This is a genomic window from Pseudoclavibacter sp. JAI123 (assembly GCF_013409665.1).
GTDB lineage: Bacteria > Actinomycetota > Actinomycetes > Actinomycetales > Microbacteriaceae > Pseudoclavibacter.
Genome location: NZ_JACCCM010000001.1, coordinates 1,692,429 through 1,713,811 on the forward strand (window position 1 = coordinate 1,692,429; position 21,383 = coordinate 1,713,811).

Genomic DNA, 21,383 nt, shown 5'->3' on the forward strand with positions numbered 1-21,383 from the left:
ACCGGCAGGCCGCCGGGCTCGCGCGCATTCGCCTCGTCTTTCGCCGTGGGCGCAACGCGTGCTGGCCACGTCGGACTGCGGCCATGGCTGCGCGTCGAATGTCGGTGCCCCGGGATACCGTGACTGCATGACTTCCGGACCAGTGCTCGATGCAGTGCTCCTCGATGCCACACAGATGGCCGTTCTCGAGGCTGACGAGACGTCGCATCTCAGCGTTGTGGGTGCCCCGGGCTCGGGGAAGACGACGACGCTCATCGAGATGCTCGCGCGGCGCGTCCTCGTGGATGGGCTCCGCACCACCGAGGTGCTTGCGCTGACCCCGGACCGACGCAGCGCTGCACGGCTCCGCGAGAGCATCGCCGAGCGACTCGCGGTCAGCACCCCTGGTGCCATGGCGCGCACGCCGGAGTCGCTCGCCTTCGAGATCGTGCGTGCCGACCGCGCGAGGCGCGGTATGCAGGCCCCGCAGCTGCTCACGGGCGCCGACGAGGACACGATCCTGGCCGAGCTCATCCAGAGCGACCTCGAGGCGCGCGCGGCGGCCGTCCCGGAGGGGCTGCACGCGGCGCCCGTCGAATGGGCACCGCCCGTGACCCCGGAGACGATCGGGCTGCGTGGCTTCAGGGCCGAGCTGCGCGACCTCCTGGCCGCCATGTCGGAGTACGACGTGACACCGGAGCGACTCGAAGAGCTCGCCCATCTCAGGCCCGTGTGGTCGGGTGCTGCGGCGGTCGCACGACAGTTCCGCGAGAGCATCGAGCAGGCGAAGCCGAACGCGTTCGACACGCCTGGCATCGTGCTCGAAGCGGCCAGTCTCGTGCACTCCGCGGCCAGCCTCGACGCCTTCGCCGAGCTCAAGCTCCTCCTGGTCGACGACGTCCAGGAGTTCACCGAGTCGGGGCGAAGGCTCCTCGCGGCCTTCGCCCTGCGAGGCGTGCGCATCGTCTCGTTCGGCGACCCCGACATCACGACGGGTGGCTTCCGCGGTTCGAGACCGGAACTGGCGGCAGACTGGCGCGGAGAGACGCGCGGCGCGCTCGCGGCGCCGATTCGGCTCGTCCTCGGCACCGTGCATCGAGGGGGTGCGGAGCTCAGAGCGTTCGTGCGGCGCGTCACGGAGGGCATCGGCGTGCAGCGAGAATCCGGACACCGAGGGGCGGATGCGGCTCGGGCCGGTGCCTCAGCGGCGGCCGCCCGAACGCCGGCCGCCCCACCGACGGTGGCTCGCTTCTCCGCCACGTCGGCGGCGGCCGAGTGCCGTGGGATCGCCGACTACCTCCGTGAACTGCACCTCCTTCACGACGTGCCCTGGGATGACATGGCGGTCATCACGCGCCGCGGTGGCAGCATCGAGTCGCTGCGCCGCCAGCTCGCGAAGCTGGAAGTGCCGACGAGTTCCTCGCAGGCCCTTCCCGCGGCGAGAGACAAGGCGGTGCAGGCGGTGGTTCGTCTTGCGGCCATCGCGAGCGGGGCTGATGAGCTCACCCCGGAAGCCATCGCGGAGCTCGCCGCCTCACCGGTCTTCGCGATCGATCCCGTGCAGCTGCGGCGAGTCCGGCGTGCCCTGCGGCTGGACGAGATCGCGGCGGGGGGAAACCGCGCCGCCGACGAGCTGCTCGTCGAGGCCGTCTCCCGCGTTGCCGGCCTCCGCCTCCTGACCGACCCGGACGCGCCCGTCTCGGCGACATTCGAGCGCCTGCTGGCGACAGGCGGCTCGGCAAGCGGACGCAGCGCGACGCGGGCCCTCCAGCAGCTGGGTTCGGTGATCCGTGCCGTCGCAGCCGAGATCGAAGCCGCGAGTGGCCAGCAGCGGAGCATCGCGGCCGACGAGGTCCTGTTCGCCGTGTGGGAGCGCCTCGGCCTCGCGAGACCGTGGCGCGAGGCAGCGCTGGGTTCGGGGCCGCGAGCGGAGCAGATCGGTGCCCACCTCGACGCCCTGGTCACGCTCTTCGACGTCGGCAAGCGCTTCGTGGAGCGGCAGCCGGACGCGGGCATCCACGACTTCATCCTGCAGTGGACCGGGAGCGAAGTCACCGCCGACTCCCTGGCGAGTCGCGCGCACGGCGGCACGGTCACCGTCACGACTCCGGCCGCCGTGCTCGGTCGCGAGTTCCGAGTCGTCGTGGTCGCCGGTCTCTCAGACGGCGTCTGGCCGAACCTGCGTCTCCGCGATTCGCTGCTCGGGGCAGGTCAGCTCGCTGAGCTCGAACGAGGCATCGACACCACTCGCGATCTCGTGGACCGACGACTCGAAGTACTGCACGACGAGCGACGCATGTTCGCCCAGGCCGTCTCCAGGTCCTCGGAGTGGCTGCTGCTGACTGCAGAGGAAAGCGAGGACAGCGCGCCGTCGCCGTTCTTCCTGCTGTCCTCGACCTCGTGGAACGACTCGGTCGCGGGGCCGGGGCAGGCAGCGCTCGGGTCCCTGACCCTGCGTGGCCTCGTCGGCGAGCTGCGTCGTGCCGCGATCGTCGACGGGGTCGAGACCTCCGGCGCGGCAGGTCTCGCGAAGCTCTCGGCGGAGGGCGTGCCCGGCGCGGACCCGGCCGACTGGTACGGACTCCTGCCGCCTACCTCCGGCAGGCCACTGCACGACCCGTCCGACCCCGACGCGAGCATCCCGGTCTCGCCGTCCAGCATCGAGAGCTTCGAGGACTGCGGCGTGAACTGGTTCGTGAGCTCGCACGGAGGCGGGAGCACGAGCGAGAGCATGAACGTCGGCAACATCGTGCACGCGGCCGCCGAGTTCGACTTCCCCAGCTTGGAGGCTCGAACGGCCTTCGCGCAGGCGCGCCTGCGCTCGAGTGACTTCGACGCACCCTGGCAGGAGAAAGCCGTTCGAGCGAAGGTCGACGAGCTCGTACGCAACCTCTCCGCCTACCTGCACCGCGTCAGTCTCAGCGGCGGCGCGCTGCTCGGGGCCGAGCGTGGATTCAGCATCGAGGTGCGCGTCGAGGGCGACGCCAGCGCCCAGGTCGTGCTGCGCGGCAAGATCGACCGCATCGAGAGCACCGCTGCCGGTTCCGTCGACGTCGTCGACTTCAAGACCGGCAAGTCGATGCCGTCCAACGACTCCATGACCAGGAACGCGCAGCTTGCCGCCTACCAGCTCGCCCTCTCGACGGGAGCGGTGAGCGACCCCGTCGATCGTCCGCCCCAGTCCGTCGAGCTTCCCCCGCGAAGCGACCAGGGAGGGGAGATCCTCGCCGCAGAGGTGCACGAGGCGAAGCTCGTCTTCCTCGCGAAGCCGACCTCGAAACTCGAGTGGAGCGAGCGCACCCAGCAGCCGTTCGACGAAGCGGCAACCGCGGAGTTCTTCGACCGCGTCCGCACCGTCGCCCTCGGCATGGTCGGAATCCCTGAGCCCTCCCGTGAGACGGGAGGCAGCGACCACGTCGCCGACGCCCACTATCTTGCCCACCTCGAGTCGCACTGCCTCGGCTCGTTCGGTGGCGGACGAGCGTGCGCACTGCACGCCGCACCGGAGGTCACCGAATGACGCACACCTGGCCCGCAGCAGCCGTCACGCACGGCGACATCGCGCTGGCACTCGCCGACAACGACCCGTCGCGAAAGCTCGAACCGACCCCGGAGCAGCGTCTCGTCATCGAAGCGCCCCCCGCGCCGAGTCTCGTGATGGCCGGGGCTGGCAGCGGCAAGACCCAGACCATGGTGCAGCGCATCGTCTGGCTCGTGGCCGCTCAGGGCGTGCATCCCACCGAGATCCTCGGTCTGACCTTCACCAGGAAGGCAGCGGGGGAACTCCGAGAACGCGTGCAGCTGGCCCTCGCCCGGCTTCGCAGCGAAGGGCTGGTCGGGGGTGACGAGTTCGCTTCCCCCGAGGTGTCGACCTACAACTCGTTCGCGAACCGCGTGTTCTCGGAGAACGCCCTCCTCATCGGACAAGAGCCGGACGCCCGAATCGTCGACGAGATGACCGCATTCGCGCTCATGCGCAGCGTCGTGCTCGCGAGCGACGACGAACGCCTCAGCTCGCTCGATCTGCAGCTCGCGGCCATCACGGCCCTCGCGCTCAACGTCGCGAGGGCGATGAGAGACAACCAGCTCTCCGCCGACGCGTGCGACGCGTTCGTCGCCGAGTTCCGGCGGGTCGGTCAGCTGCCGGGCCGAGGCAAGGCGAACACGCCGAGCAAGCCGGTGACCGACGCCGTCGCCATCCTGGAAGAGCTGCCGATCTTCGTCGCGCTCGCCGAGCGCTACCAGCTCGAGAAGCGCAAGCGCGGTCTCATCGAGTTCTCCGACCAGGTGACGTTCGCGGCGGAGATCTGCGCGGGCACACCGGCCGTCGTCGCGGAGCTGCGAAGCAGGCACCGGTTCGTGATCCTCGACGAATACCAGGACACGAGCGTCGGCCAGACTCGCCTCCTCGGAACGATCTTCGGCGATCACCCTGTCCTCGCTGTCGGCGACCCGAAGCAGTCCATCTACGGGTGGAGAGGCGCGAGCCCCGGCAACATGCGTCGATTCCACCGCGACTTCAGAACGCGCATCGCACCGCCAGGGGAAGAGCCCACCTTCCAGCTGTCGATCTCCTGGCGAAACGACGCGCGCATCCTCGACGCAGCGAACCAGGTCGCCTCCAGGCTCCCTGAGGCCAATGACCCCGGCGTCACCCAGCTCGGCACGCGGCCGGGTGCGGCGGCGGGCACGGTCTCGCTGGCGTTCCCCGAGACTCTCGATGATGAGGCGGATGCCGTCGCCACGTGGATGCGCGACCGCATCGTCGGCATCGGCGGTGGCGAGACGAAGCCGCCCTCGGGAGCCGTGCTGCTCCGCGCCCGCAAGCTCCTGCCGCTCTTCTCAGCGGCACTGACCCGTGCCGGTGTGCCCAACAGGGTCATCGGCTTGGGCGGGCTCCTCTCCTCGCCGGAGGTCGTCGACCTCCGCTGTGCCATGCGCGTCGCGCACGATTCCACCGCGGGCAACGAGCTCATCCGGCTGCTCGTCGGCGCGAAGTACCGGTTCGGCCTCGCCGACGTGAAGGTCATCCACGACATCTCGCGGCGCCTCGCCAACCGGGACGTCACCATGGCTGCCCTCGCGGACGACGTCCGTGCGAGCCGACGAGAACTCGCGAGCGGCGACGACGAGGTGCCGTTGCAGGAGGCGCTCGACTTCCTCGCCACCCGCATCCGGGGCGCGGCCAGGCGTGACGAGCCGGACGCCTGGCTGACCGAACTCAGCGACCAGGCGCTCCGCCGCATCCCGAAGGTGAACGACCTGATCTCCGAGCTCCGACGAAACTCGGGACTCCCGATCACCAGCTTCGTCGACACCACCATCTCGATCATGGGTCTCGACCTCGAAGTGACCGCGAACCCCAGCAACATCGCCAGAGTGGGCAACCTCGACGCGTTCGTCGAAGCGGCCGCGTCATTCGCGTCCGCCGAGCCGGATGCCGATCTGGGCGCGTTCCTCGACTGGGTCGAGATCGCCGCGGGGGACGACACGCTCGCCCCCGTCCAGGAGCAGGCCGAGCCAGGGGTCGTGCAGCTGCTCAGCATCCACGGTTCCAAAGGACTCGAGTGGGACTTCGTCGCCGTGCCCCGGAGTGTCGAGGGGGAGATGCCAAGCTCATCACGCGACGGCCTCGGCTGGATCCGGCGCGGTGCCATCCCGTACGAGCTCCTGCTCGACGCCCACGACCGGCCGGAGCTGCCCTGGCGGGAAGCGGAGTCGCAGAAGGAGCTCGCCGACCTCATGGTCGACCTCAAGGAGCGCATCAAGGAGCGCAACGACGACGAGGAACGGCGACTCGCCTACGTCGCCTACACGCGTGCGCGCCACGAGCTGCTCATCACGGGTTCCTACTGGAGCGCCATCCACAAGGCGCCACGGAAGGTCTCGACCTTCGTCAGCGAGCTCGCCGACGCGGGCATCATCGAGACCCCGCCGGAGAACACGCTCGAGGATGCGCCGGAATCACTCGCCGCGGACAGCGTGGCGTGGCCGCATAAGCCATTCACCGAGGCCCGCCGTCGGCGGGTGGGCGAGCTCGCAGGGGCCGTCGCCAGTGCTCAGCACGGCGCGACGATCCCGGACGCAGCGCTCGATCGACGCATCGACCTCCTCCTCCGGGAACGCGCCGACCGCAGCACGGTGACGCACATCCAGCTCCCGTCACGTTTCGCGGCCTCGAAGTTCAAGGACCTCGTCACCGATCCCGCCGAGATCGCGGCGCAGTTGCGACGCCCGATGCCGCAGAAGCCGTTCAGACAGACCCGGATCGGGACGATGTTCCACGCCTGGGTGGAGGCTCACTACGCTGCGCCCAACGTCGGCGGAGACCTCCTCGGCATGGCCGAGATCTTCGGCACGGAAGACGCGGCACTTGGCAGCCTCGCGGACGCGTCAGGCGCCGACTTCGCCGAACTCGAACGCCTGCAGGACGCGTTCCTCGAGACGCCATGGCCGCACAGGACCCCGATTCTCGTGGAGCAGACCATCGAGTTCCGCCTCGGAGACCGCACCGTGGTCTGCAAGATCGACGCCGTCTTCGAGCACGACGGCCGAATCGAGGTCGTCGACTGGAAGACCGGTCGCGTGCCGAGCGGCGAGAGCGCCCGATGGGAGCGTCAGCTGCAGCTCGCGCTCTACACACTCGCCTACTCCGAGCACACCGGTATCGCGCCCGAGCTCATCGACGCCGTGCTCGTCTACGTCCGCGAAGGCGAGGAGATCCGAGTCCCGGAGATCACAGGGCGCCGAGAGCTCGAACGGCTGCTCGCAGAGGCGGAAGCTGCGCTCAGCGCCGCGAGTCCGTCTGCATGAAGTCGTTCGGGGGAGTGTCGTCGTCGAGGTCGTCCTCGGCTGCGTGATCGACGTCGACCTCCGGGCTGTCGTCAGGATGCACGCCGGCAGGGGCCCCGGAGTCGGCGCCGTGCAGCAGTCCGGTCAGCACGGCGCTCCCCGTGTCCTGCGTGGCAGGCTGGTGCGCCGGGCGGCGACCAGCGGCCTCCTTCAAGAGCTCCTGCACCTCGGCGATATCGAGCACAGGAAGCGTCTCGTGGACCAGCGGCTGAGCGGGCGCACGGTGGATGCGGTCGACCAGAGAGTCGAGCATCCCCTCCGCGTCCGAGATGATGTCCGCGTCGCCGGCATCCACGCCGTGGAGCAGCCAGCGGGCGAGCTCGAGCTCTGCGTAGAGCAGTGCGCGCTGTCGAAGCTGCCGATCCACGGTCCCGGGGGCCTCGTCCGTGTACTCATCGAGAATCCCGCGAGCGATAGCGCCATCGAGGGACGAGATCCAGTGGAGGTCTCGAGCAGGATCGCCGACGCGCAGGTCGCTCCAACCGAGAACACCGCGCACCTGATTGCCGTCGGTGATGATCGACGAGAGCCCGAGCGCCCCATGGATGACCGTCGGCTGGAACTGCCAGAGCGAATCGTCGTCGACGGCCGCCGACCATCGGCGGTCCAGCGTCACCGGAAGACGGCCGGTCTCCTTCGCTCGGGCGATCGTCTGCGCGGCGGCCTGCCTCGCTTCAGTCGCAGTGAGCGTCGGCATGCCCGCGGCCTCGACGGGCCCCTTCGGAAGAGAGTGGATGGCGGCGATGGCACGACCGAGGCTCACGAGGAAGAGCGTGCCGGGCTCGAGCGTCTCCTGGTCGGCGGGGATCCCGCGCAGATACGTGTACACGGCGACCCGCTCGCGCTGGCCGGCCAGGCTGCCGAGCACCTCGGACACCTGGAACGGGAGTCGGCTGCGCATCCCGGGTGTCAACACGGCTAGCGCACGCACGTCGGCCAGCTGCTCCTGAGCCGCGGCGGACGACGTCGGGCGCCGAGCGATGATCGTCTCGCCGTCCGCGAGCGTCAGCAGAGCGGCGTCGAAGTCGCCGTGCGCCCCATACGTGTGCTCGAGGGCCGCAGCCACATCGAGGTCGGGGACAGCGGCCACGGCAAGTGCCGCGAGTTCCAGCGAGAGCTCAGCCATGGGTCCAGGTTAGGAGGCAGGGTCCAGGCTGAGCGAGTGCCACGCCCGCACAGCGTCGAGGCGACCTAGGATGAGTCCGCCTATGAATCACTTCATGTCTCGTCTTCCCCTCGCCCAGCAGCAGACCGATCGCGACCACGAGCGTCGGAGCCAGCCCGGTCTCGTTCAGGCGCTCTTCGCCGATGACGCCACCCGCGTGCTCGTCCTGAGCGGAGGCAAGGCGCTCATGCGCTCCGACGGCGACGGGCCGAAGCTCGAGCTGCTGGTCGCGACGAGCGAACGCGCCTCGATCCTGGCACCCGTCATCGGCGAGGCCATCTACCTCGGTCGCACACTCGCCGACGACGACGGGCTGCCTAAGGGCACCTCCGTCGTGTCCGTCAGCGTCGGCGAGCATCTCGCGGCCGCCCTCGAGCCGGATGCGCGCCTCTGGGCGGGGCTCATGGAGACCGCCGCGCACCTGGGCGCTGTGCACTGCGGGCTGTTCACGGAGGCGCTCGCCATCACGAACTGGCACGACACCCACGGGTTCTCGCCGCGCACCGGCTCCGCGACCAGCTCGGGCCTCGCCGGCTGGGTGCGCCAGGCGGAGGGCGAGTCGCACGTGAGCTTCCCTCGCACGGACGCGGCTATCATCGCGGCCGTCCTCGACCGGGATGATCGCATCCTCCTCGGCGCGAATGTGCGGTGGAACCCGCGACGCTTCTCGCTCCTGGCGGGCTTCGTCGAGCCGGGAGAGTCGTTCGAGGCCGCCGTCGCACGCGAGATCTACGAGGAGGCCAGGGCCCACGTCGTCGAACCGAGGTACCTGGGTTCGCAGCCGTGGCCATTCCCCGCGAGCATCATGGTCGGCTTCACCGCCAAGCTCCACCCGGACCAGGACCCCGCGAGCGTCGAACCTGACAACGACGAGATCGTCGAGCTCGGCTGGTTCACTCGAGACGAGGTGCGCGCCATCGAGGATCGGCTCCCCGGCCCCACCTCGATCGCCCGCGCGATCATCGATGCGTGGCTCAGTGGTCACCTCGACTGAATCGGAGACACCGGCGCAGGCCTCGACGGCAGACGTCAGCCTCCTCGCCTCCCTCAACGACGCGCAGCGTGAGGCCGCGCTGGCCCTGGTCGGACCGGTCTGCATTCTGGCCGGCGCCGGGACGGGAAAGACCCGCACCATCACGCACCGCATCGCCTACGGCATCCGCGCCGGCGTGTACGACCCGTCCCGAGTGCTCGCCCTGACCTTCACCTCGAAGGCGGCGGGCGAGTTGCGCGGACGCCTCCGCGATCTCGGAGCCTCCGGTGTTGCCGCTCGAACGTTCCACGCCGCCGCGCTGAGTCAGCTCGGCTTCTTCTGGCCGCACACCGTCGGCGGGCCCGCGCCGGCGATCGTGAAGGGCAAGGGGAGGCTCATCGCCGAGGCCGCCGAGCGCATCCGCCTGCGCCTCGACCCGGCGGGGGTGCGGGACATGGCGACGGAGATCGAATGGCGCAAGGTGCGCGAGCTCTCGCTCGAGGAGTACGCGATCCAGCTGCGAACGACGCGATCGCTGCCGAAGGGCGTCGGCGACGACGCGGCTCTCGCTCTGCTGCAGGCGTACGAGGACATCAAGGACGAGCGTCGTCAGATGGACTTCGAGGACGTCCTCCTGGCCACCGTCGGCATGCTCGAGCTCGAACCGTGGGTGACCCAGCGTGTCCGCGAGCAGTACCGGTTCTTCGTCGTGGACGAATACCAGGACGTCTCGCCGCTGCAGCAGCGACTGCTGCAGCTATGGCTCGGGGAGCGACGCGAGCTGTGCGTCGTCGGCGATGCGGCGCAGACGATCTACTCGTTCGCCGGGGCGTCCAGCTCCTTCCTGACGGGGTTCCCCGAGCGCTATCCGGACGCGCGGGTCGTGCGTCTCGAGGACAACTACCGCTCGACATCCGCGATCATCGGCGTCGCCAACGAGGTCGCCCGTCACGTGCCCTACGCGCTCACGCTCGAGCCGGCCGCCGAGACACCGAGGCGTGAGCCGCTGCCAGAGGTGCTGCAGTTCCACGATGACGATGATGAGGCGCGCGGGGTCGTGCACCGCATCGGCGAGGATCTCCGCGGCGGCATCCCGATCGAGAGCATCGCTGTGCTCTACCGAACGAACGTGCAGGCCGCCGCCGTGGAACGGGCCCTGCAGGACGCGGGGATCGCCTACTCGGCTATCGGGCAGCGCCGGTTTTTCGAGCAGCCGGAGGTGCGCCAGGCGCTCAGCGCACTGCGTGCCGCCGTCATGCAGGAGACCGAGGGGCCCCTGTTCCAGGCGGTCAGCGACGTACTCCGCGACCTCGGGTGGACACACGAGCCGCCCGCCGACTCCGGCGCGCTCCGCGACCGTTGGAACTCGTGGGACGCGCTTCTGCGGCTGGCCGATGCGCAGCCGCACGGCACGAAGCTCGCTGAGTTCTCGGCGGAGCTGCAGCAGCGGGCCAAGATGCAGTACGAACCGGAGCTGCGAGCCGTGACGCTCTCGAGCATCCACGCGGCGAAGGGGCTCGAGTGGGACAGCGTCACCATCATCGGGGCGAGCGAGGGCCTGCTGCCCATCTGGTACGCCGAGTCGCAGGCGGAGCTCGACGAGGAACGGCGCCTGCTGTACGTGGCCGTCACGCGCGCACGGAAGCGGCTCCGCCTGACACATGCGCAGTTCGGGGGGAGACGCGACGCGGAGCGCCCCGCGTCTCGCTTCCTGGCAGAGCTCGGCACCCGCATTCGCCGTGGAACGAACGGTGCGTTCGGTGGACCTCGCCGCTGACGGCGTCGAGCTTCCAGGACTCGGAACCGCAATCTGCTGACGCGGGTCCCTCGGCGAGCCAGGAGGCCACCGATCTCGTCACGAGGCTGCGCACGATCTCTCGAGTGGATCGCGGCAGCGGGACCCGGTCGGTGACAGCGAGCTGCGTGGCGATGGCCGCCCAGGCCCGGTCGGCGTCGAGTCGGTGCAGATCGTCGCAGCGCACGCAGGGCGTGCGGCCGGGAACGACGAACGGCCCTACGGTCGCCCCGAGGTCCTCCGCGATGACGACGAGGTGGGGGACATCGTCGGCCATCAGCGGCGCGTATCGCCGCGGCGGCAGGACGTAGTCGGCGCAGTCGACGACCACCCCGATCTCGGCGGGTCTCGGAGGCCGATAGTCGGCTCCGGCACGCCTCACGGTGCAGCCGAGCGCCGCGATGTGCTCGGAGAGGTCGTCGCCCGCGACGGTGCCGCGCACCAGGACGACCGGTGGTCGCCGCGGTACGCCACTCGCGGGTCTCGTCGCCCGTCTGCGCGGCGAAACCGGCGCCACCTCGAGCAGCGGGCTGACGGCGTCCAGCAGGTCGCGCACTTCGGCGCTGGTCAGCCCGAGTCGGGAGCCACGCTCCTGGAACTGCTCGAGCGTGCCCTGCTGACGCAGCGATTCGAGGAAGCGCTCGGCTCCCGTGCTCGGCACGTCGATGATCGCGTGAGCCGCAACCCCGCCGAGCTGGAGAACCGTGGGGGAGCGCCACACGATCGGCACACCGGGAGGCAGTCGCAGGTCCATGCGGAGATCATGCTGGAACTCGCGGTCCCGCGCAGGAGTTCTCCACAGGCAGGCGGGGGCGCGGCCGGAGGGTCGAGCCCGCCGGCCGCCGCCCGCTAGCCGGTGGGCTTGTCGCCGCCCTCGGGCGCATCTCCGAACGCCGTCGGGTCGTCGAGGAACTTCGCGAGCGCCTCGTCGTACTCGTCCGCCGGAAGCTCGCCGAAGCCGAGCCTCGTCACGAGCGCCTCCGGGTGGTCGATGTCCTCACTGGTGGGAAGGGCGTCGAAGTGCGCCCAGAGCTCGTCGCGAACCTGAGCGCCGTGGGCTTCGGACACGGCCCTCCACATGGCTGCAGCTTCGCGGAGGCGACGGGGACGCAGCTCCAACCCGACGAGCGAGGCGAACGCGCGCTCCGCCGGTCCACCGACGGCTCGCCGACGGCGGACCGTCTCGGCCAGCGCAACGGACTTCGGGAGCCGCGCGGTCGCGTCCTCCGTCACGACGTCGACCCAGCCCTCGATGAGCGCGAGCATCGTCTCGAGTCGCGCCAGCGCCGCCTCCTGCTGCTCGGTGCGAGGCGGGATGAACGCGCCTTCGGAGAGCGCGGCCCTGATGCCGTCCGGGTCGCTCGGGTCGAGGGTCTGCGCGAGCTCCTCCATGCGGGACACGTCGATGCTCACCCCTCTGGCGAACTCGGTGATCGACGAGATGAGATGCAGGCGGAGCCATTTGGCGTGCTGGAAGAGACGCGCGTGGGCGGTCTCGCGCACCGCGAGGTACAGCTCGACCTGCTCGCGGTCGACGTCGAGGCCCTCGGCGAAGTCGTCGATGTTCTGCGGCAGCAGCGAGGGCCTGCTGTGGTCGAGGACCGGCACGCCGATGTCGCCTCCGGCGACGACCTCCTCTGCGAGGTTCCCCACGACCTGGCCGAGCTGCACCGCGAACATGGCACCGCCGATGCCGCGCATCATCGAGGAGGACTGGCCGAGCAGCTGCGCCATCTCTGGTGGTGTCTGCTCGGTGAGCACGTTCATGAGCGCATCCGCGATGCTCGTGGCGACCGGCTCGGACAGCGACGTCCAGAACTGGATCGAGCCCGTGATCCACTCGAGTCTGGTCAGCGTCGCGGGGGATTCGTTGAGCTCGCCGAGTTCGGTCGCCTCGCTCAGCCACAGCTGCGCGACGCGGAACGCCTGGTCGAAGCGGGCGGCCTCTTCCGAGCTGATCTCGCGGTTCTTCGGTTGCGCGACCCGGCGCGCCTGGTCTCGTGCGACCTGCCAGTCGAGCCCGTTTCCCGGGTTCGCCACTGCCGCCTGCAGCTGCGACAGCAGTGCCTGCACCGCGGCAGGGTCGTTCGGGAGCCCCGCGACCCCAGCCAGCTTCGCAGGGTCGAAGCCGCCCTGGCCGCTCAGCAGCTCACGAAGCAGCTTGCGCAGCTCGTCCTCGGATCCGTCGTCGGGAATCGGTCCCTGTGCATCACTCATTCCGCACCTCCCAGCGCTTGGATCTACGCTAGCTCGTGGCCCCTCGAAGGAAGGGTCGCCGTGACTGCGTATGCGCCGAGTGCCTTGCGCCACGGGCGAACAATGGCCGCAGGACATCGAAACGAGCGCAGTGACCTTCTTCTCAGAGCCCTCACCAGAGGGTGAAGCGCGTGTGCGCGAGCAGTCCGAGGCGTTCGCCAGAGCGCACGAGGCGAACCGCCGTCGAAGCGAAGAGGGGACCCGCCGGGCGCGCATCGGTCTCGTCTTCCTGTCGATCGGCATGCTGCTGCTCGTCGCGCTCGGGTTCAGTCCGGCCCCGTACGTCGTGCGCTCGCCCGGTCCCGTCTTCGATGCGCTCGGCACCGTGCAGGCGTCGCAGGAGGACCCCACGCAGGTCGAGGTCATCACGATCGGCGGAGCGGACACGTTCGAGCCTTCTGACGGGCAGCTGGATGTCATGACCGTCAACGTGGGCGGGAGGCCGGAGAACCTGCCCAACTGGTTCGAGGTGTTCCTCGCCCTCGTCACGCCGTCCAACGACGTGCTTCCCGTGGAGGCGTACTACGCAGATGCCGAGACCGGCGAGCAGCGCGACGCGCAGAACGCTGCGCTGATGCAGGGTTCGGAAGCTGATGCGATCGCTGCCGCGCTCCTCAACGAGGGGTACGACGTCGGAACGGCACTCGCGATCGTCTCGGTGGGCGAGGACGGGGCAGCGGCAGGGATGCTCGAGCCGGGTGACCTCGTCACCTCGGTGAGCGGCATCCCGGTCGACTCGACCGAGGGCCTCCCAGCGGCGGTCGCCGAGGCCTCAGGCGGCAATCTGGACGACCTGCAGCCGGTGGACGTCGCCGTCGACCGGGGCGGCGAGTCCAAGACCTTCTCGATCACGCCACGCGCGGGTGTCGTCGAGGGGGAGGAGCGAGCCCTGCTGGGCGTCACCGTCTCCACGCAGCACGACTTCCCCATCGATGTGAGCATCGAGCTCGGCAACGTCGGGGGGCCGAGCGCGGGTCTCATCTTCGCGCTGGCCGTGTCGGACAAGCTCGTCGACGGCGACCTCACCCAAGGGCTTCACGTCGCCGGCACCGGCACGATGTCCCCGGACGGCACCGTCGGCAGCATCGGCGGCATCACGCAGAAGCTGTACGCGGCCGTCGAGGTCGGGGCGGACCTCTTCCTCGCCCCGGCCGACAACTGCCAGGACGTCATCGACGGCGGTATCCCGGGTGGGATCCCCGTGTACGCGGTCTCGTCGCTCACCGAGGCTGAGCAGGTCATCCAGACCGTCGGCGAAGGCGCCGACACGACCTCGCTGCGCACCTGCGAGTCGGTGCTCGGCTCCTGAGGCGGCGGTGTCTCAGTTTTGCCAGGCACTTGCCAGATAAACTCTCCTAGTTCCCCTTTCTCGGAAAACAAACGGCCCTTCCAGGCAATGACAGGTACGACGTGACAAGCACTGCAGCTCAACAGCCCCAGAGTCCGAAACCCGCCAGCCGACGTCGGATGGGACCGCTCACGATCACACTGCTGATCGTCGTGGCGCTTCTCGTCGTCTTCTTCTGGTTCGCCGGCCGATACGCGGACGTGCTCTGGTACGACCAGCTCGGCTTCCTCCAGGTCCTCCTCACCGAGTGGGGAGCTGGCGCGATCATGTTCGCGATCGGACTCGTCGCCATGGCGGTGCCCCTGTATGTGAACCTGCAGATCGCCTACCGCGCGCGTCCCGTCTACGCGAAGCTCAACGAGCAGCTCGACCGCTATCAGCAGGTCATCGAGCCCATCCGTCGCGGGGCAATGGTGTTCGTGCCCGCCATCTTCGGCCTCTTCGCCGGTGTGGCGCTCATCGCCTCCTGGCAGACCGTGCTCATGTGGATGAACTCGACCCCGTTCGGCGAGACCGACCCGGTCTTCAACCTCGACGTCTCGTTCTACGTCTTCCAGCTTCCGCTGTACCGCGGTGTGGTCGCCTTCGTGAGCGCCGTCGTGCTGCTCTCCCTCATCCTGACCGCCGCGACGCTGTACCTGTACGGCGGCATCCGCGTGACCGGCCGCGAGGTCGTCATCTCGAAGAGCGCGCGCACGCACATCGCGATCCTCGCCGGCCTGTACATGCTCGTCCAGGCAGTGAGCTTCTGGCTCGACCGCTACGCGGCGCTGAACACGCTCTCCGGCCGCTGGACCGGTGTGCTCTACACCGAGGCGAACGCGACGATCCCCGGCCAGGGCATCCTCGCCGGAGCCGCGATCGTCGTCGCTGTGCTCTTCTTCATCGCGGCAGCCATCGGCCGCTGGCGTCTTCCGCTCGTCGGAACCGCGCTGCTCGTCATCGTCGGACTCGTCGTCGGCATGGTCTACCCGTGGATCGTGCAGCAGTTCCAGGTCGGACCGAGCGAGCAGGCACTCGAGACCCCGTACATCCAGAACAACATCGACGCGACCCGCGCCGCCTACGGCCTCGACAAGATCGAAGAGGTCAACTACGCGGCCGAGACGACGGTCAGCCAGGGGCAGCTGCGTGACGACGCCGACACCACGGCGAACATCCGCATCCTCGACCCGTCGCTCGTCTCGCCGACGTTCGCGCAGTTCGAGCAGGAGCGCGCCTACTACCAGTTCCCGGAGAGGCTCGACGTCGACCGCTACGAGATCGACGGCCAGGTCCAGGATGCGGTCGGCTCCGTCCGAGACATCAACATCGCCGGCCTCGGCGCCGACGCCCAGTCATGGGTCAACAACACCATCGTCTACACGCACGGCTATGGGCTCGTCACGGCCTTCGGCAACCAGCGCGGCCCAGACGGCCAGCCCCTCTTCATCGAGGGTGGCATGCCAAGCGAGGGCGCGCTCGGCGAGTTCGAGCCCCGCGTCTACTTCGGCGAGACCTCGCCCGAGTACTCCATCGTCGGTGCCCCCGAGGGGTCCGAGCCAGCTGAGTTCGACCACGTGTCGGGCGCGGATGGCGCAACCCAGACGTACAACACGTTCACGGGAGACGGCGGCCCCGATCTCGGCAACCTCTTCAACCGTCTCGTCTACGCGATCAAGTTCCAGTCGGAGCAGATCCTGCTCTCGGAGTACGTCAACGACGAGTCGCAGATCCTCTACGACCGCGACCCGGCCGAGCGAGTGCAGGCGGCTGCCCCGTACCTGACGATCGACTCCGACCCGTACCCCTCGGTCGTGGACGGACGCCTCACGTGGATCGTCGACGGCTACACCACGAGCAACAAGTACCCGTACTCGGAGCTCGCCGGCCTGCAGAATCTGCTCGAGGACGCGGACACGCCGGCCTCCTCGCTGCCTCCAGAGGTCATCAACTACATGCGCAACTCGGTGAAGGCGACCGTCGACGCGTACGACGGCAGCGTCACGCTCTACGCCTTCGACGAGACGGACCCGATCCTGCAGACGTGGCAGAAGGTCTTCCCGTCGACGCTGAAGAACGTGTCGGAGATGTCGGGTGACCTGCTCAGCCACATCCGCTACCCCACGGACATGTTCAAGGTGCAGCGCGAGATGTTCGCGCGGTACCACGTGACCGACGCGAGCACGTTCTACAACCAGACGAACGCGTGGCAGCTGCCGCAGAACCCGACTGGTGGCGAAGCGTCGCAGCCCCCGTACTACCTGACGATGCAGCTCCCCGGGCAGGAATCGGCCTTCTCGATCTACTCCACGTACATTCCGCTGACGAACGCGAACGCGCAGTCGAGGAACGTGCTGAGGGGGTACCTGGCGGCGAACTCCAACGCGGGTTCCACAGACGGCACGGTCGCTGACACCTACGGGCGCATCACGCTCCTCCGGGTCGAGAACGACAACGTCAACGGTCCGGGTCAGGTGCAGAACATCTTCAACTCGAACGAGACGGTCGCCAACCAGCTGAACCTGCTCGAGCGAGGCGGCCAGACGCAGGTGCTGCGAGGCAACCTGCTGACCGTGCCCGTCGGCGAGGGCTTCCTGTACGTGCAGCCGGTCTACGTCGAGTCCACCGGTGAGACCAGCTACCCGCTGCTCAGGCGCGTGCTCGTCGCGTTCGGCGACAAGATCGCGTTCCAGCCGACGCTCGACGAGGCGCTCGACGAGCTCTTCGGTGGCGACGCCGGTGCGGACGCGGGTGACGGTGGCGTCGAGGTCTCCGACGACGATGTGCCCGTCGACTCCATCCCGGACGACACCGCTGGGACGCCGGCTCCGACTGCCACGACTCCGCCGGCTGGCGGGGGAACGGGGACTCCACAGGAGCAGCTCTCGACGGCCCTGGCCGACGCTGAGCAGGCACTTGAGGACCGCACGACGGCGTACGCGAACAACGACCTCGTTGCCGCAGCTGAGGCTGACAAGCGACTCACGGACGCCTTGAACCGCGCCCGTGAGGCTGATGGTCAGATCTCGGGCACCTCGGGCGAGTCCCCGGAGCCGACGCCCACCACGTAGGCGGCCGAGCTCCACACGCTGACGGGCGTCGTCCTCACTGAGGACGGCGCCCGTCGGCGTGTGTGCCTGCGTGTCCTCCCCGCAGCGCGCCGCGACGCCCTGCCCCGGCCCACGATTCGTCAGCAGAGGTGGGCCGTGTGCACCTGCTGTGCGGTCGGCGGCTGCACAAGACCCAAGTCTGAGGTGCACACGCGGTTGCCACGGAGGCGCGACGCGCCCGGGATGCGGTGCCTGCCCGGCCGGGCGAAGCCGTTTTCGACGAATTCGCGTCCTTCGGGCGGTTTCCTGGCCCGTTCTGGCCCGTGGCACTGGCCCCGTCACGCCCCCGACACGCCGAGTTTTCCGGGGGAGTGGCACCCCGAGTTGCACGACGTCAGGACCGCGTGTAATGTTTTCTCTTGTGCCGCGGGGTGGAGCAGTTCGGTAGCTCGCCGGGCTCATAACCCGGAGGTCGTAGGTTCAAATCCTGCCCCCGCAACCAAAGCCGCACAAGTTGGGTTGCTCGAAAGAGCAAGTATGAACTGCGGCACAAGGCCCGTTTCCTCTCGAGGAAGCGGGCCTTTCGCGTTCCCGCCTGCCCCCGCCGCCCCGCTCGTCCGTCTGCGCTGCATCCACGCGGGAGAAGGGTGTCGTGGCCCGCCTCAGCGGGTTCGCGGTCTGGAGCCGCTAGTCTCGGCCATTCGACGTGCGCCGATCGTTGGCGCGGTAGGAAAGCGGCGGTGCCAGGTGGCCAGATTCACGAGCCTCGAACGGCGCATCGACGACGCCGCCGGGCGGCTCCTCGAGAACGCGCCGTCGCACGGCCTCAGGGCAGGCCTGGTGGAGTTCCTCGTGTTCGGCCTGAAGCAGGCGTGGGCGTGCATCTTCGGCGCGCTCATGCTCGTCATGATCCTCGCGGCGAGGCTCTGGTATCCGGACGACGCCCTGCTCGCTCGGAACGATGCGCTCGTCATCGGCGCGGTCGTCATCCAGGTCGTCATGATCGCCGCACGGCTCGAGACGGGGCGCGAGCTGCTCGTGATCCTCGCCTTCCACATCGTCGGCACCGGTATGGAGCTCTTCAAGACGAGCATCGGCTCGTGGAGCTACGCGTCAGGGGGAGTGCTGCACATCGGCCCCGTGCCGCTCTACACGGGGTTCATGTACGCCGCCGTGGGCTCGTACATGTGCCGCGTCCATCGCCTCTTCGACCTGCGCTTCTCGAGGTACCCGCGCATCTGGCTGACCGTCATCGCTGCCGTCTTGATCTACGTGAACTTCTTCACGCACCACTACGCCTACGACTTCCGCTACGTGCTGCTGCTCTTCGTGGCGGTGCTGTGGGGTCGCACGTGGATGCACTTCCGCGTGTTCCGCAGGACGCTCCGCATGCCGCTGCTCGTCGCGTTCCTGCTCGTCGCGCTCTTCATCTGGTTCGCGGAGAACATCGGCACGCTCGCGGGGGCGTGGGTGTACCCGAACCAGGAGCACGGCTGGGAGCTCGTGTCGATCACGAAGCTGCTCTCGTGGTTCCTGCTCATGATCATCTCGGTGGTCATGGTGACGCTCGCGTACCCGCCGAAACCTCCGCTCGCCGGCGCGGCGGCATCGGGGCGGGAGGCGAGCGCGGCTCGCTAGTCCCAGGCCTTGGCGGCGGGGATGCGCACGATGAAGGCCGCGCCGTCATCTGACTCGACGGCGATCTGTCCGCCGTGGGCCTCGACGATGGACTTCACGATCGCGAGCCCGAGCCCGGTGCTGCCTGAGGCCCGTGTCCTGGCCGAGTCGCCGCGTGCGAACCGCGAGAAGAGGTCCTGACGCAGGGCGGCGGGGATGCCGGGGCCGTCGTCGCGAACCACCAGGACGGCTTCGCGCCCGGTCGCAGACGCGGTGGCGAGTTCGTAGCGGACGGACACGTTGACGTGGGTGCCTTGCGGGGTGTGCTGGCTGGCGTTCGAGAGGAGGTTCACGACGATCTGGTGCAGGCGCTCCCAGTCGCCGAGCACGGAGACCTCGCTCGGGGGGACGGTGGCGCTCCAGTGGCGGTCGGCGTCACTGGCCTGCGCGTCGCTGACGGCATTGATGACGAGCTCGGACAGGTCCACGGTGTCGAGCTGGAGGTCCTGGCCTTCGTCGAGGCGGGCGAGCAGCAGGAGGTCGTTGACCAGCGAGCTCATGCGGGTCGCCTCAGACTCGATGCGGGCCAGGGAGCGCTCGGTGGTGTCCGGCAGGGATGCGGAGTCCTGCCTGGTGAGTTCCGCGTAGCCCTGGATCGCTGCCAGGGGGGTGCGCAGCTCGTGGCTGGCGTCGGTGACGAAGCGGCGCATCCGCTGGTCGGCTGCGGAGCGAACCGCGAAGGCCTCGTCGACGTGCGCGAGGAGCTTGTCGAGCGCCTCGCTGACCTTGCCGACCTCGGTTCGGGGGTCGATGTCGTTGAGCTTCACGGCCTGGCGGAGTCCCACCTCGCCCGATGCGAGGGGCATCTGCGCCACGTTCTCGGCGGCGTTGACGACCCGGGAGAGGGGACGCATCGCGACGCGCATGACCAGGGCGACGAGGAGCACGATGAGCCCGATGCCCAGCGAGGAGAGCACGAGCGTGAGCACGGTCTGGTTGAGGGTCGCCTCTCGGGCGGTGTCGAGCGACACCGCGGAGATGAGGGCGTAGCTGGGGTCGCCCTCCCATTCGTGGATCATGACGCGGAAGTCGCCGGCGACGTCGTCGAGCTTGATGGTCTCGAGCAGGGAGTGCTGGACTGCGAAGTCGTCGGACTGCGCGAGGGCGGCGAGCTCGTTCTTGATGGTCTGGTCGCACTCGACCGCGGAGGTCTCGCTGAAGGACGCCGAGTCGATGATCTCGCCATTGTGCGCGAGGGCGATGATGGTGCCTGGCGCGTGTCCGACGAAGTTGATGAGCGGCTTGACCTTCGGGGCGCTTGTCTCGCCGTTCTTCGGCGGGTGCGGGTGGGTGCCGGGGATGTCGTCCCGGTACTTGTCGACGGAGTTCTCGAGCACCGACATGGAGGCGGCGAGCTGTGTGTTCACGACGCTCGTGATCGCCGAGTTGAGGGTGACGACGTTCATGATGCCGATGACGCTCATGACGAACGCGACCACGAGGGTGACGCCGACGATGATGCGCGCCCGGAGCGTCCACGGTCTCATTCGGCTGGCCTGATCACGTAGCCGACGCCGCGGACGGTGTGGATCATCGGCGTGCGCCCGGCGTCGATCTTCTTGCGCAGGTAGGAGACGTAGAGGTCGACGATGCTGGCCTTGCCGGCGAAGTCGTAGTTCCAGACGCGGTCGAGGATCTGAGCGCGACTCAGCACGCGCTTGGGGTTGCGCATGAAGTAGCGCAGCAGCTCGAACTCGGTTGTCGTGAGGGCGATCGGGTCGCTGCCGCGGCGCACCTCGTAGCTGCTCTCGTCGAGGAAGAGGTCGCCGACCCGGAGCTGCGAAGCGTCATCCGCGACGGCTTCGCCCGCTCGTTGGATGAGTCCGCGGAGCCTGGCGACGAGCTCCTCCAGGCTGAAGGGCTTGGTCATGTAGTCGTCGCCGCCCGCGGTGAGCCCGATGATGCGGTCGTCGATCGAGTCCTTCGCGGTGAGGAAGAGCACGGGCGTGGCGTGTCCTTGACCTCGGAGGTTCCTGAGAATGCTGAGGCCGTCGATGTCGGGAAGCATGATGTCGAGGACGACGACGTCGGGCCGTTCCGCCGTGAACTTCGCGAGCGCGTCGCGACCGTTGCTGGCCACGTCGACCTGCCAACCCTCGTAGGAGAGGGCCAGGCTGACGAGGTTCGTGAGCGTCTCTTCGTCGTCGACAAGCAGCACGCGGATGGGGGTGCCGTCCGGGCGGTGGAGACGGGGGAGCTGGGCGAGGACCGCCCGACGGCGCCCGGGCTCGATGATCGGGTCAGCGGAAGCAGAATCGGGCATTGAATCATCGTGTCACGAGCGGGCCCCGCGGGTGGTATGTGTG

Annotated in this window: 11 protein-coding genes and 1 tRNA gene; 8 read left to right on the forward strand and 4 right to left on the reverse strand. The window is 68.9% G+C overall.

All coding sequences use genetic code 11. From position 1 onward, the window contains the following. The first annotated feature begins 127 nt into the window (after positions 1-127). Both HDC34_RS07985 and HDC34_RS07990 read left to right on the forward strand, forming a co-directional pair. Positions 128-3,499 carry a UrvD/REP family ATP-dependent DNA helicase gene (locus tag HDC34_RS07985; RefSeq protein WP_179556484.1) on the forward strand — a complete coding sequence of 1,124 codons (3,372 nt, stop codon included), beginning with the start codon at positions 128-130 and terminating at the stop codon, positions 3,497-3,499. After that, positions 3,496-6,792: an ATP-dependent DNA helicase gene (locus HDC34_RS07990; protein ID WP_179556485.1), complete on the forward strand. Its 3,297-nt coding sequence runs from the start codon at positions 3,496-3,498 to the stop codon at positions 6,790-6,792. Before HDC34_RS07985 ends, HDC34_RS07990 begins: the two co-directional genes overlap by 4 nt. On the opposite strand, the gene HDC34_RS07995 is transcribed toward HDC34_RS07990, so the two are convergent. Continuing rightward, on the reverse strand, positions 6,767-7,957 hold the full coding sequence (locus HDC34_RS07995) for a phosphotransferase (RefSeq protein WP_179556486.1): 1,191 nt from the start codon (positions 7,955-7,957) through the stop codon (positions 6,767-6,769). The genes HDC34_RS07990 and HDC34_RS07995 overlap by 26 nt on opposite strands. Positions 7,958-8,051: 94 nt before the next feature. Between HDC34_RS07995 and nudC the strand changes: the two genes are divergently transcribed. Together nudC and HDC34_RS08005 are read left to right on the forward strand one after the other, a co-directional pair. Next, positions 8,052-8,990: an NAD(+) diphosphatase gene (nudC, locus tag HDC34_RS08000; protein WP_257023094.1), complete on the forward strand. Its 939-nt coding sequence runs from the start codon at positions 8,052-8,054 to the stop codon at positions 8,988-8,990. Beyond that, on the forward strand, positions 8,974-10,746 hold the full coding sequence (locus HDC34_RS08005) for an ATP-dependent helicase (protein WP_258068201.1): 1,773 nt from the start codon (positions 8,974-8,976) through the stop codon (positions 10,744-10,746). Before nudC ends, HDC34_RS08005 begins: the two co-directional genes overlap by 17 nt. An 867-nt stretch (positions 10,747-11,613) precedes the next feature. Here HDC34_RS08005 and HDC34_RS08010 read toward each other — a convergent pair. Then, positions 11,614-12,981 (reverse strand): zinc-dependent metalloprotease, encoded by a 1,368-nt coding sequence (locus HDC34_RS08010; RefSeq protein WP_179556488.1) that lies wholly within the window; start codon positions 12,979-12,981, stop codon positions 11,614-11,616. Between the two features lie 130 nt (positions 12,982-13,111). On the opposite strand from HDC34_RS08010, the gene HDC34_RS18190 reads away from it, so the two are divergent. The 4 genes from HDC34_RS18190 (at position 13,112) to HDC34_RS08030 (ending at position 19,038) form a co-directional block, all read left to right on the forward strand. Next, positions 13,112-14,329, forward strand: a complete 1,218-nt coding sequence (locus HDC34_RS18190) for a PDZ domain-containing protein (protein WP_104312278.1) — start codon at positions 13,112-13,114, stop codon at positions 14,327-14,329. Between the two features lie 158 nt (positions 14,330-14,487). Continuing rightward, the gene (locus tag HDC34_RS08020) at positions 14,488-17,421 is read left to right on the forward strand and encodes a UPF0182 family protein (protein ID WP_179556489.1); all 2,934 of its coding nucleotides are present in this window, start codon (positions 14,488-14,490) and stop codon (positions 17,419-17,421) included. A 404-nt stretch (positions 17,422-17,825) separates the two neighbouring features. Further along, positions 17,826-17,902, forward strand: a tRNA-Met gene (locus tag HDC34_RS08025). 245 nt (positions 17,903-18,147) lie between these two features. After that, positions 18,148-19,038 (forward strand): DUF817 domain-containing protein, encoded by an 891-nt coding sequence (locus HDC34_RS08030; protein ID WP_179556490.1) that lies wholly within the window; start codon positions 18,148-18,150, stop codon positions 19,036-19,038. Here HDC34_RS08030 and HDC34_RS08035 read toward each other — a convergent pair. Beyond that, positions 19,035-20,564, reverse strand: coding sequence for a cell wall metabolism sensor histidine kinase WalK (locus HDC34_RS08035; RefSeq protein WP_104312276.1), 1,530 nt, complete (start codon positions 20,562-20,564; stop codon positions 19,035-19,037). The two genes, HDC34_RS08030 and HDC34_RS08035, sit on opposite strands and share 4 nt — an antisense overlap. Beyond that, on the reverse strand, positions 20,561-21,340 hold the full coding sequence (locus HDC34_RS08040; protein ID WP_104253611.1) for a response regulator transcription factor: 780 nt from the start codon (positions 21,338-21,340) through the stop codon (positions 20,561-20,563). Before HDC34_RS08040 ends, HDC34_RS08035 begins: the two co-directional genes overlap by 4 nt. Between the last annotated feature and the right edge of the window lie 43 nt (positions 21,341-21,383).

Excerpts from the sequence above, each read along its gene's own strand:
- HDC34_RS07985 (WP_179556484.1), top strand. The coding sequence starts at position 128 with ATGACTTCCGGACCAGTGCTCGATGCAGTGCTCCTCGATGCCACACAG.
- HDC34_RS07990 (WP_179556485.1), top strand. The coding sequence starts at position 3,496 with ATGACGCACACCTGGCCCGCAGCAGCCGTCACGCACGGCGACATCGCG.
- HDC34_RS07995 (WP_179556486.1), bottom strand. The coding sequence starts at position 7,957 with ATGGCTGAGCTCTCGCTGGAACTCGCGGCACTTGCCGTGGCCGCTGTC.
- nudC (WP_257023094.1), top strand. The coding sequence starts at position 8,052 with ATGTCTCGTCTTCCCCTCGCCCAGCAGCAGACCGATCGCGACCACGAG.
- HDC34_RS08010 (WP_179556488.1), bottom strand. The coding sequence starts at position 12,981 with ATGAGTGATGCACAGGGACCGATTCCCGACGACGGATCCGAGGACGAG.
- HDC34_RS08020 (WP_179556489.1), top strand. The coding sequence starts at position 14,488 with ATGGGACCGCTCACGATCACACTGCTGATCGTCGTGGCGCTTCTCGTC.
- HDC34_RS08035 (WP_104312276.1), bottom strand. The coding sequence starts at position 20,564 with ATGAGACCGTGGACGCTCCGGGCGCGCATCATCGTCGGCGTCACCCTC.
- HDC34_RS08040 (WP_104253611.1), bottom strand. The coding sequence starts at position 21,340 with ATGCCCGATTCTGCTTCCGCTGACCCGATCATCGAGCCCGGGCGCCGT.